Here is a 12562-nt window from a genome sequence, read left to right as displayed (position 1 = left end):
AAATTATTCAGTGCTCTACATTTTTGTAGATGTTGAATAATCTAGGATTTTTAATTATTAAAGTTTAGGGGTCAAAAAACGTCATTCTCCGACAGCTCATTTTCTTTTAAGATTCTGTTATCATTTCACTATCCACTCTTTCCTTATAGTCCAGAGCCCAGCCTGTATGCTTCCTATGCCTTGAGTTTTCCCGTTTATTATATCCTCATGGTGCCTGAATAGCCTTTTCCAGCTTTCCTGAACCTGCCTCCTGAGATTCGGATAGAAATTAGTTAGCACGACATCGCTTTCTCTCGTGATTCCGTAATCTCTGAGCATATTCCTAAATTCCTGTTCGTCCTTTTCGGTCTCGCCTATGTATTTCAGGCTGAGTACCTTGTTCCAGTCGTACATGTCAAAAAAAACAGCCTCTTCTATAGGAACCTCCAGCTTTATTATCCGGCTGTCTCCTGATGCCTCGACGCTGTAAATATCCTTGAAAGCCCAGTAAGGGTACTCTGCATTTTCAGGCCTCGCAACATATTTTTCAGCCTCATGGACAAACCAGCTGTATGCCGAAACAAAAATCGGCGCACTTTCCTGATACTTATCTTCAACGTATTTCCTCTTTGAAAAGCACTCTCCGTCATGCTCAATTATCCGCAAGACCGCCTCTGCCTGAGATGAATACAGGATTACCTTATTATTTCTGATATCCATTCTTTTCTTACCTCCCATATGTTTCCATAGCATTTGCTGCTTCCAAGGATTATGCTCTCATCAAAAAGTCTGCTCCAGCTTTCAATTATACTTCTCTTTATATGAGGATAAAACTGTGACATATATGCCTGCGCATCGCTTGTTCCATACTGCTCCAGATATTTTCTGTGTCTTATCCTGTCCTGCTCATCTGAAGGGATGTAGGAATAGTTGAGTATGGTCCCCCATTTTTCTATGTTTACCGTAGTTATGATATCCGGATCCAAAGTAAGCTCAATTATTACAGTCCCCTGGCTTGGAAGCATCGTAGCCTCTCTTTCCATGGATACCCATATCGGATAATGAGCATCGGCAGGCTTTTGAAGAGCTCTTGGAGAATTTCTTACCAGCCAGTCATATACCTCGAGCACCAGATTTGCATGCTCATCCAGGTCCTTTATTATATACTCCCGCTTTGCCGTATATCTTCCTTTAGATTCCAGCTCTCTCAGCACATTTTCGTTCTGCTTCGTCCATACTTTTATGCTTCCCATCCGAAGTCCTCCCATCATTTTTACAAGAAGGAAAGCTGCTCAGCCTGATAAGGCTTTTTATATTCCCTTATGATGTCCTCCATCCTGTAAAGAATTCCGTATTTATCGCACCTGCTCTTGAGCAGAGCCCACAGCTTCTTTGAATTCTGTGACCTGCATTCATATGAATCTCCATATGTGCTTATATATTTCGCCTTGAGCCCCGGAAACAGCTCATCCAGCTTTCTGTAATACCACTGCCTCTGATTATTTCGCAGAGTCACTCCAAAGGCCGGATAAATGAATTTCGCTCCGTTTTTATGAGCAAGCTCAATTATTTTAGATATATTTTCCTCTGTATCTTCAATGAACGGGAGCACAGGCATGAGAAGCACGCCTGCAAATATCCCCGCATCTGATAGTTCCTTTATCGCGCGAAAACGTTCAGAAGAAACCGATACCCCAGGCTCCACTTTTCTGGAGAGCTCATCCCGAGCCGCAGTTACAGTGATTTTTACGATTACCGGAGAATGCTGAGCAATCTGTCTGAGAATATCCGTGTCACGCAGGATAAGTGAGCTCTTTGTCGCGATTGCAGCTCCAAACCCAAGGCTGTCTATTATCTCAAGCGCACCTCTGGTCAGATTGTGTTCTTTTTCAAGCGGATTGTAGGGATCGCTCATGGCACCTGTGCCTACAACCCCCTTCTTTCTTTTAGTCCTCAGCTCTCTTCTTATCATCTCCAGAGCATTTCGCTTTGCTCTGACTCTGTCAAAATCCTCTACGCCATAGCAGTCGCTTCTGCTGTCACAGTAAATGCATCCGTGGCTGCAGCCTTTGTAGATATTCATATTATAGTTTATCCCAAACCACTGACCGTTTTCAGGGCGTGAAGATATTATCGTTCTGGCTTCAATTAGTTCCATTGATTACTCCGATTATTTTTTCTTGTACTTCGACTGAATCTCCATATACTTCTGTTCTCCACTCCTGTAGAGCTCTATCTCGGCATCAGTGACCGGGTTGAGAGGCGGTACGGGAGAGGGAGCATCATCTTTCATGTGGACCATGGTGAAGAATGCTGTAAGTGCAGTCTCGGGTTCCTGATAATTTTCCAGTTCATGAACAACTATCCTGACTCTGATCTGCATGGATGTACGCCCGACATAGCAAAGCTCCGCTATACATGTAACAATGTCTCCTATGTGGATTGCCTTATGAAAGACAATCTCATCGACCCTTGCTGTCACTACGCTTCCTTTTGCATGCTTTGCCGCTGCTATTCCCGCGGTGTTGTCCATTATTTTCATCAGCTCTCCGCCATGAGCTGTACCGTGAGGGTTGCTCAGTCTTGGCTCCATAATCAGGCAGGTCTCCGCTCTTGAGAATGATATTTCATTATTCATTTTTACCTCTTTCCTGAAGCTTATATTCCTGCTTTATTACTCTGCCGCCATGTACAATTTTACCATCATCAATCTTAAGTTCCCAGAATACAGGAAATCTTTCACTTATCTCGACTTTGATTATTTCTGGTGCAGCAAAGCATATAAGCTGAAAGTTAAGCTTGTCAGCTATTTCAAATATTGGATCAAGCACATGCTTTGCCGAGGCTTTTCCAAAAGGATTATCAAGTATGAGCACTGTTGATGGATTTTCATTTCCTATATACTTCTTTTTAAAGCTCATGATCATCATTATGACAAATGTATTTACTGAAAGTGTCTGCCCTCCGGAGCCTTCCGGAAGATCACCTTCTCCTTTATTGATTGCCTCCCATGTCGTGTAGTATTCATCTCTGGCTCTTGCATATCTGAACTCATTTTTTTCTGACATTTTGTAAACCATAAGAGTTGGATACCTTCCCTGCAGAGCTTTTGAGAATATCACTCTGTCACCCATAATATCTTTAAGCTCTTTGTCGTCTAATGACGAAATATCTTTATATTTGTCCAATATGTTAGAAATAGATTGAAGAAAATATTCATCCAGAAGATATAAAATTTCATTTTTATCCCTAGGAAGCCTCTCTATACCCTTTAATTTTACAAGAGGGAAAGCATAGCCCTGCTCATTGGTATAATTCATACTTGAGACCATGTTCTTGAGACCTTCAATCATCCTTATCACATGCATAGAAGCTCTCTCTGTCCACTGCTTCATAAGCGATTCAGCCTTGCTTTTATCATTCGACAGTCTGAGGATTTCTTTCTGAAAATTTTCTTCCATACTGTTGAAAGACGAATAATTATTCTTGAAATTGTAAATATTGGCTTCCTTTACTGCAGATACTATTTTTTCTCTGAGATTATCTTCCTGAAGCTTGCTGTCAACTGATTTTACAAATCTCGCCCTTATATTTTCACCATTTTCGATTGTTTTCTGAAAATCCCTCTTATTTGTTTCGCATCTCCTCAGCCATTCATCTACCGAAAAATCCGCATTTTTAATCACTTTTTCTTTTAACTGCGGATTTGCTTTCCCTTTTGATAAATCAAGTGAATATCCGCTTTTTATTTTTGTCAGATTTATTTCCAGCTTTGTTTTTTCCGTTTTATTCCGTTCCAGTGTTTCTGAGCATACCGTCGAATATGAATTATTTGATTTCAGTTCTCTTTCCACTAAATCTATCTCGGCACTTATATCCGCTGTTTCAAGAAAGACAGGAGACCTTCTATGGATTTTTGATATGTCAGCCTCTTTATCTGAAAGCTGCTGTTTCATGATTTTTACACTTCCTGATTTAATATCTATATCTGACTTTATTTTATCTCTTTCATAGGCTGCTTTGTTTATTGATTTAGTAATACTGTTTATGATTATTGCAACTTCATCCGGAGGAAGCTCAAAATACTCGTATGAATTCCAGTCTTCTGAGAGTTTATCAAGATCGGATAAATGTCGTCCAAGTTCTTTATCCAGATTTTCCAGTTTAACATCCAAAACTGCAATTTCGATATTCTTTTCTGAAATATCCTTATTTATGATTTTTCTCTGATTCACAAGCAAGCTGATGTTTTTGTCTGATAAATCAAAGTCTGGCAGCCTGTTATTTGAATAGCCGGAATTGGCTTTATAATCATATTTTGCTGCTTTATATACTTCTTTAATAGATTCAAGCATACTGCCAGTTTCAAGCTTCCAGTCAAAATATGAGGCTCTTACTAATTCCTGGTTTTCTGATGCATCTGCATTTTCATCCCGAAGATACTCAATATCTTTTTCAAGACCCACTTTATCTTTTTTCAGTTCAGCTATCCTGCTTCTTTCATATTCTATTTCAATTTTCTTTTCAATGTATGATTCAATGAGCATGAGTTCAGATTTATTAGTCTGTATGCATATGAGCGCATCACTTCGTTCACTCTCAGAAAGTAATATTTTGTTTTTTATTTCAGAATTTTTTTCTTTGAGAAGTCTAAGCTTTTCTTCTGTTTCTGCAATATTTTTCTTTTCTTCATTCAATATTTTATTCAGAGAGAATACGGTATCTGTATTTTTCAGGGTCTCTATTGACCGCAAAACATTATTAATATCTTCTAAATCCTTCTTGAGCCTGTATTCTGACTGAATCAGGCTTTCGATTTCCGTTTCCATGTCATGCTTCCAGACGGAGAACATCTCACTGTCAGTCAGTTTGTCAGCTTCATTCCTTATGATCCTGTAATTTAAGTCACCTTTCATTTTCATTTCTGATCTTATAAACACAGGGACCATATTGTTTATGAACAAATCTTTGCTTATGTTCTTTTCAACAATCTCCCAGTCTCGTAAATTTCCAATCACAAGGGAATATAAAAACCCAGGATTTTTCATAATCAATTCAGTTTTGTCAGATTCATCCGCTTCATGCAGATATTCAGCTCCAGTCTGAACATTGACTCCGGATTTTTGTATTTCTTCTTTAATTAAAATTACATCCTTGTTTGGGATAAAATAATCTTCCCTGTTCAAAACCCTGTCGATGTTTTTGCCCCATATCATTTTCTGAAGCGATTCAAGGCTGTGCGTCTTATCTATTCTCAGATTGTTCAGCTGTTCCTTTTTTCTGTCAAGCCAGATATCGTTTAAAATGCCTCCCTCAGGATTTTCCAGCAACAGTCTTGAAATATTGCCTGCAACTTCTAATTCATATTTCTCCTGCTTTTTGATTTTAATGATCAGTTTTTCTAGTTTCTCGCTACAGCTGTTAAGAGAATATCTGAGCCTCATATCCTCTAATTCCTGCTCTGAGTTGATTTTATTTAAAGAAATCAGATCTGCATCAAAATGCTTTATTTTATCTTCAAGTTCAGCATGTATTTTAAGAAGATCTTCTTTTATTCTCTCCGGAAAAGCCATGCTCATGGCGTCATATGTTTCCTCCAGTTTTCTTCTCTGCTTTTCATGCTCTTCTTCTTTTATTGTAAAACGATTTATTCCATCCTTTAGAGCATCAATCTTTTCCAGATATTTTTTTATCTTGTCTTCATTTTCTTTCTTAAGATTGTTGTTGTAATTATTAAAAGCAGAATACTGATTTTCTGTGTTTATCCATAAGCTTTTTATCTTTTCCCATTCAATTTCAATTTCATTATCAATATCTTCAGCTTTCTTAATTATGTCTGATAATTCCAGAGATTCCATAATTCTGTTCTTCTCATTGTTTTTTGCTTCAATCTCTTTTTCTGTACATATTTTTTTATACTTTATATCATTAATCTCATATAATAATTGTTCCTCTTTTTTTGTTTCAAGATAAGTCACTTTATCTTTAAAAATTGTACTCAGATTCTCAATTTGATTTTCCATGAAATCAAGATCTCTTTTATACTGATTGTACACAAGATTATCTTTTCTATATTCGAGCTCATTTTTTTCTGTAAATGCATTTTTAATTTCCCGCTCCCATTTTTCTATTTCCCTGTCTACTGAAAGCGTCTCTCCATTAAGTATGAAAAACAGATCATTCCCTTCATTAATCAGGGTATCCCTGTGATCAATGAGTCTCGAGCCAATGTCAGTATTTTCAATTAAAGGCTTGATTTCTGTAAGAAGTTCCCTATAGTCACCTTCTCTTTTTATGAGCACAGGCAGATCTTTAGTTATTGAAAGATTGCTCCTGAACATTTCAATAAGATTGTCCTTATCGTCATATGAATAATTTTTGATATTTTCACTGATAGCCGGAATTATTATCTTGTCAAAAATCGATTTATTGTCACTTGCTCCCGTAAAATAGTCTCCTGCACCTCCCTCTAGTTTGTTTATGTCCTTGAGATTTATCCACTCACTCCTGTATATGCCTCTGGTTTCAAGATATCTGAAATAATCGCTGTCTTTTCTTTTTGCATTTGACTGGCTGTATTTTATAAAATCCCTTCTATTATTACTTATAAAATCGTCCAGCACCTCTATATCCGTTGCTTCATATGATTTTTGATCATAGAGAGGAAGATTTTCAACCGTATAGAATCCTCTGCCATCGTGTTCATGAGTATAAAGGAAATAGGAAATCCCTGCCTTTCCTTCCTCTTCTCCAACTGAGTTTTTCAAAACTGCCTTAACTGCAATTCCTGTGATAAGTCTTTTTTCAGGAACAGTATCCAGTATCCATTCAAGTACGACATGAAATGTAAATGGGTTCAGATTGTTGCGCTGGTCATAAAACATTGAGATTACTTTGTTTCCATTGTTCTTTCCCCACCTGGTTTCAGGCAACAGCAGCTGAAATATCAGCTGCATCATTACCCCTTTCCCGCCTCCGTTGCACAATGTAAAAAGCGCGTGATCAGGCTTTTCATTTTTAGTTAAATCGAATATGGAATTCTCATGTTCTTTTTTAAGACCATCATATCTGCATCCCGTAAGCCTTATTTTGGAAAGTTTTGGCATCTCCATCTCCTTCTCTTACATTTTTTATTATATCCATTATCTCGTTATAACGATCACCTTCGCGATAAAGATTATCCAGTCTTTCGTATAGCTCTTCTTTTGGAACCAGTCTGTTCTCGCTGTGCAGATTTATAATTAGATTTTCATTTTCGAGAGGCTTCATAGCATCATTGATAAATCCCAACCTAGTCTGAGACGAAAGGCTGAATCCGCTTCCATCCTTATTTTCTTTTGAATGTGACATTTCTATATTCCATAGCTTGTGAATTTCATCAATGGCTATGGCGAAATCCTTTGAAAATGTATCTTCTGAATCACTTCTTTTCTTCCATGAGTCCAGAGTGTTTGTAATGATCTCCTCAAGCTTATAATATGATATACCCGCATCCTCTATCCTGAATGAATAGCTGTTTTCTCTGTCAATTTCCGAAAGATATATGCATATTATTATGTTAGCCAGATAAAAATGCTTTTTTCTGTCCAGCCTGGTGTATTTTCCCTTCATCTGAGTGTATGTTGTAGCAAAGACAGACCCTTCTCCGTCAGCCACGAGATGGAGATTCTGTCTTGTTCCAAACACTCTGAGTCCACCTTGCTCAGCCATGGTCTTTACAATCTCTCTGATATCATTATTTTCATAAAACTGTGCAGCCTGTATGTCACTTGCCGGCAATATTTTACTGCTCAAAAGCCTGAAAAAAAGTTCACTTGCTTTTCTTATATCTTCACTTGTGTAGCTCATTTTCTACTCCTCAATATAAATCGTATATGGTGAAACAGATAGTTCGTTCCAGTTTAGGATTTCAGCATCCCTGTCTAATTTTGCCAATAACTTCCTGTTTTCCAGAATTCTGAATTCAGGATTCTTTTCACAGAGAAGCTTAAAAAGCCTGAGCCTGTCATCTTCTCCCGTGTAATTAGATTCTAAGACTGTTTCTGATATAACGAACATCATGAATAAATCTATATTTTCCTTCTGACTTAACCATCTGGCTTTGTCATAATCATTTGCCTCGTTCAGCTCAAGTATCGAAAATTCACCTTTGTCCATAAGTTTTTTAAAAACATCCGTGTAGAGATCTGTCAGAAGTTTCCAGTCCGTTTCCCTGAACTCCCAGTTTTCATCTTCATGAATCTGTGACAGCTTCTTTATATTTCTTTTTGTTCTGATTGTCTGCTCTGCCCACGCCCATTCCAGAGGGTATATAAATTCGATATCAGGAGAGAAAAATGAATACATGAGTTTTTCCAGGTCATCCATATTTGCGAGCCCGTTTTTTACAATGTTATTCTGCCATATATCCTTTTTGAAACTGAAATTTGTGATATTCCAGAAGCTCTCAGGATACTTGACTCTTATCTCAAGTTCAAGTGCCAGATTCTCCATAACGTGTTTTGCCAGACTGTCATGCATAAGCCTTGCTCTCTCAAGATTGTCAAACATTATCTCCGCTTCTGTCTTTTTGTCTTCAGGAAGAGAATTATATCTGTTTTTCCAGGCAAACATATTCTGAAAAACCTTCTGTTCGTCCTCAAACTGGCTTTTTATCTCTTCCTCAGTTTTTCTTCCTCTTGTATTTCTGTCAAAGAAAATATTCTGGGGATCTCTTATTATATCCATTCGGTACTCTTTTTCTCTGTTTATAAGTACCCTGACCCTGGCAATCAGGTTGTCTATGCTGCTTCTCGCTTTTACAAAATTTCCCGTCTTAATCAGCTGGAGTGTATAAAACTGTTCAAGATCAAATCCAAATTCTTCAAGTATCTCGCGAGTGATGAATATCATCTCCTGGCTTTCCTCGCTGAGCATGTATACAGTAGGTCCTCCGCTTTCCCAGTGGCTGTTCTCTCTGTCTACCTTGAAATATCTGAAAGAGAATTCTTCTTTTTTTCGAGTATCCTCATTATATATCCTTGCGTTAAAACTCTCCTGTTTTGAAGGATCCCTGTACCAGAGTGTTCCGTCAACAATCCTGTCTACAAGTTCTCTGCTGCATTTAAGATCCATGTCATTGATTATTCTTTCTGTTATAAGCAACATATCATTTCTTGTACGGTTTATATTTTCAGTTATTTCTCTCATGAAAACATTCTGTATCAGTAAAAAACATATCTCATATGCGTATTCATTCAATTCACCCAGATCCATCCCGCTTCCAAGCATTCTGATTGCCTGCATTTTTTTCATCCTGTTAAAAAAGCCTTTTTCTATGGTCATTTCTTCACCTTTAACAAATATTCATAATTTAAGAGCTCCTGTGGTATTCTGCAGTTGCTGTTCCATATATTCTCGAGTTTTTCTATTATAGAATAATTCACATGCTCTTTTATTTCATCGATGAAATAACGCAGATATGCGTCGTTTTTTTTCTGTTCTCCAAGGGGGTATTCTCTTTCGCACGATTTTATGAGGTGCATGTATGCTTCTGACTGTAGTTTAATATCTATTTCAGGATACCTTTCTTTAAGCCTTTGATAAATTCCAAAACCTTCAGAATCAACATCTCCAAAATAAAGTAACTTTACTTTGCCTGTATCTGTTATCTCATTCAGAAATGACATGCTGCTCTCTATCTTCTTTCCTTCACCATAGATCAGTATGTCCGGAACAAATCCAAACAAATCTCCTATTTTTTCAGCTATTCTTTTATAAGAAAAAAATGTAGAATGATTTTCCAGGATTATTCCATTTCTGATATTGCTTGTACCCCTGTTCCAGTATATGAACATTTCTCCATATTTTTTGATTTTCAATTCTTCATGAGAAATTCCAAGCCTGCTTAAGATACCAAGCTTCCCATTGGCTTTATCTTTACGATTTTTTAGAAATTTTTCATCATTGAAAAGTTCCAGCGATCTTTCCTCAAGACTTACCCATTCTCTTGAATCCCTGCTTTTCATAAAAAGATATATGTTGTTTATATATTCCCATTCCGTATCAGTCTTATAATCTGGATTTTTTGTGTAGTAGCTGAAATCAAGTTCATCTGAAAATTTAAGCATTTTTGATTTGTCCCAGCAGTCACAGGATTTTCTGGTAATAATCTGCCACCTTGTTTTTAACGAAGGATTAAGTCCATTGTAATCAGACGATTCTATTTCTCTGATTTCGCCGTTTATTTTCAGAATACTAATGGTTTCATATACTGAAATATATCCTCCATTTCTGAGATATTCATCATGCCCTCCATAAGCATCTACTACAAAATTCTCTAAATCAGTCAGATCAAATCTCTTTCTATTATTTTTACGGCATTCATTCATGAATCTGGCGATTTTCTTTTCCATAAACACCCCACCATCGAAAATTTAAAATAATTAAACATATTATACCACAGAGTGCGTTAATAAATAAAAATCGCGCTCAAATGAGTACGATTTTTTTATTACTTATTATCTGAGGCCCTTCGTCTTTCTGAGATGGTGACCCCAGCACTCAGTTATCACTCTCTGTCCGGCATACACAGAGGTCATTGACGCATCAAGCGAAGGTGCTACTTCTACGACATCAAAACCAATTACAGGAAGGTCGAACAGCCCTCTCAGAATATCCAGAAGCTGCCTCGACGAAAGTCCTCCAAATTTCGGAGTTCCCGTTCCTGCAGAATATGCAGGATCCAGGCAGTCTATATCGACTGTCAGATATATGCTCTTTAGATGTAACATCTTCTCTTTGACCTTCTTTATTACATTCTCCGTACCCAACCTCTCGTACTCAGCCGCATTAATGACATTGACTTTATTTTCCCTTATGTATTTAAGTTCATCCGGCTCAACTGAACGTATCCCTATGAAGAATATGTTCTCGCTCTTTCCAATGTTTTCCATTTCTATCGCTCTTCTCTGTGTGCATCCATGAGACAGCCTGCTGCCATTGAGCTCGTCGCAGAGATCAAAGTGAGCATCTATGTGTATGACCCCGAATTTATGATTAATCGCCTTATTTACACCGCTCAGCACAGGTATGGTAACAGAGTGGTCTCCGCCTATCATGGTGAAGAATTTTTTATCCTTAACAAGCTCGCTGACCTTCTTTTCAACATCATTATATACCACTTCGAAATCATCGCCGCTGAAATCTCCTATATCTACAACTGTATTACCGGACATATCCTCAAAATATTCTGTTGTTGGCGGTATGGGAATAGTTGATTCTCTTATGGCCGCCGGAGCATCTTTTGCTCCTTCTCTGTAGCTCACGTTTCCATCAAAGGGAATCCCAAAAACCACAATATCAGCCTCTTTTTCATCCTCCTTGCTGAGCAATCCCGGGTAAAGCCCTCCCCACAGGCTTTCATTTTTAATCATTTCTTCAGTTGTTCTCATATTATCCTCCCGAATTTTAAAATGAAATATTTAAGTTTTTTCTGATTTGATCCTATATATAAGCCCCAGCAGCTGCAGGGTTATTATTAGAGTCATAGCTACCATTGCAATTATTCCAAATCCATCAACAAGAACATTCGCATGATCTATTCTTTCTGCCGCGCCCTGGGCGAACGCCAGAATAAAGGTTGCCGTCATCGGTCCTAAGGCAACTCCGCCCGAATCAAATTCTATCCCTATGAAGAGCTTTGGAACGATGTACATCAGCCCCACAGCCACAAGATACCCGGGAAGCAGATAATGCCAAAGCTGTATCTCCTGAACCAGTATAGGAAGCAGCGCCAGCAGGACTTCATAATTTATATGCCCGATTTTTGAAACAAACGGCTCTATTATGCTGTTCCCAGCTCCGATTGCAACATCAAGGCTTCCGGAAAGCTCCTGCCTTTTAGATAATATGCTCATGAGCATTACAGAAAGTATGGCTCCTGTCGATGCAATGGCAACCAGTCCAAAGCTGTCTTTTTCTGATGCCTTTGAATCCTTCTTAAGAGAAGCTACCCCATGTCCGATTGCAAGGATGAATGGTACAGTCAGTGCCCCGGTGGTCGCCCCTGACGCATCAAAAGATATTGCCAGAAATTCCCTTGATGTAATAATAGCTATCCCAAATATGATAAGATAAAGCACTGTGAGCACCTTAAAAAGAGGAATATTGTAAACTATTCTCACAAGTCCTACGGAGAGCATCACTGCTATTCCAACAGAAACGTAGACAACGATGCTTAATTTTGATATCGCTCCATCGGTCACCGTGCTCACCTGGCTGGCAAGTATGTGCAGATCCGGCTCGGCAATCGAGACAAAGAATCCAAGGAGAAGGCCTGCCGCCGTTATAACTACTATTTTATTGGGTTTTGTTATCAGTGCGCCCATATGATTTCCAATAGGTGTAATTCCAAGATCCACTCCAAAAAGAAATATCGTGAGTCCTGAGATAATAAGCGCTGCCCCTATGATAAGTCTAGCCGTGAGTGGTCCGCCAAGCGGAGTAAGCGTAAAATTCAGTACCAGAGCAATCAACGTGACTGGCAGCACTGAGGTTGTAACTTCAAAAAACTTCTGTTTTATTATTTCCATAAATTCACTCC

At 38.2% G+C, this 12562-nt stretch carries 10 protein-coding genes; all 10 read right to left on the bottom strand.

The window, feature by feature from the left end:
* Positions 1-120 precede the first annotated feature (120 nt).
* The 10 genes from G558_RS0105730 to G558_RS0105685 all read right to left on the bottom strand — a co-directional run bounded on the left by G558_RS0105730 (position 121) and on the right by G558_RS0105685 (position 12551).
* The gene (locus tag G558_RS0105730) at positions 121-699 is read right to left on the bottom strand and encodes a DUF3841 domain-containing protein (RefSeq protein WP_028829319.1); all 579 of its coding nucleotides are present in this window, start codon (positions 697-699) and stop codon (positions 121-123) included.
* A complete protein-coding gene (locus G558_RS0105725; RefSeq protein ID WP_028829318.1) occupies positions 675-1232 on the bottom strand; it encodes a DUF3841 domain-containing protein in 558 nt (185 codons plus the stop codon). Before G558_RS0105725 ends, G558_RS0105730 begins: the two co-directional genes overlap by 25 nt.
* A gap of 20 nt (positions 1233-1252) precedes the next feature.
* Positions 1253-2137 (bottom strand): SPL family radical SAM protein, encoded by an 885-nt coding sequence (locus G558_RS0105720; RefSeq protein WP_028829317.1) that lies wholly within the window; start codon positions 2135-2137, stop codon positions 1253-1255.
* Positions 2138-2149: 12 nt separating this feature from the next.
* Positions 2150-2617 (bottom strand): acyl-CoA thioesterase, encoded by a 468-nt coding sequence (locus tag G558_RS12525; RefSeq protein WP_051188501.1) that lies wholly within the window; start codon positions 2615-2617, stop codon positions 2150-2152.
* Positions 2610-7085, bottom strand: coding sequence for a hypothetical protein (locus G558_RS0105710; protein WP_028829316.1), 4476 nt, complete (start codon positions 7083-7085; stop codon positions 2610-2612). The genes G558_RS12525 and G558_RS0105710 overlap by 8 nt, the downstream gene beginning before the upstream one ends.
* Positions 7042-7827: a DUF6063 family protein gene (locus tag G558_RS12520; RefSeq protein ID WP_036931657.1), complete on the bottom strand. Its 786-nt coding sequence runs from the start codon at positions 7825-7827 to the stop codon at positions 7042-7044. The genes G558_RS0105710 and G558_RS12520 overlap by 44 nt, the downstream gene beginning before the upstream one ends.
* Positions 7828-7830: 3 nt before the next feature.
* On the bottom strand, positions 7831-9303 hold the full coding sequence (locus tag G558_RS0105700; RefSeq protein WP_036931656.1) for a hypothetical protein: 1473 nt from the start codon (positions 9301-9303) through the stop codon (positions 7831-7833).
* Positions 9300-10373: a Wadjet anti-phage system protein JetD domain-containing protein gene (locus G558_RS0105695; protein WP_028829314.1), complete on the bottom strand. Its 1074-nt coding sequence runs from the start codon at positions 10371-10373 to the stop codon at positions 9300-9302. The genes G558_RS0105700 and G558_RS0105695 overlap by 4 nt, the downstream gene beginning before the upstream one ends.
* Positions 10374-10478: 105 nt before the next feature.
* On the bottom strand, positions 10479-11351 hold the full coding sequence (speB, locus tag G558_RS0105690; protein WP_242825209.1) for an agmatinase: 873 nt from the start codon (positions 11349-11351) through the stop codon (positions 10479-10481).
* 90 nt (positions 11352-11441) lie between these two features.
* Positions 11442-12551, bottom strand: coding sequence for a DUF1538 domain-containing protein (locus G558_RS0105685; RefSeq protein ID WP_028829312.1), 1110 nt, complete (start codon positions 12549-12551; stop codon positions 11442-11444).
* Positions 12552-12562: the final 11 nt, after the last annotated feature.

The organism is Proteocatella sphenisci DSM 23131, assembly GCF_000423525.1.
Taxonomy (GTDB): domain Bacteria; phylum Bacillota; class Clostridia; order Peptostreptococcales; family Filifactoraceae; genus Proteocatella; species Proteocatella sphenisci.
The sequence above is the reverse complement of the archived record's forward strand: the minus strand, read 5'-3'. Positions and strand labels throughout refer to the sequence as shown.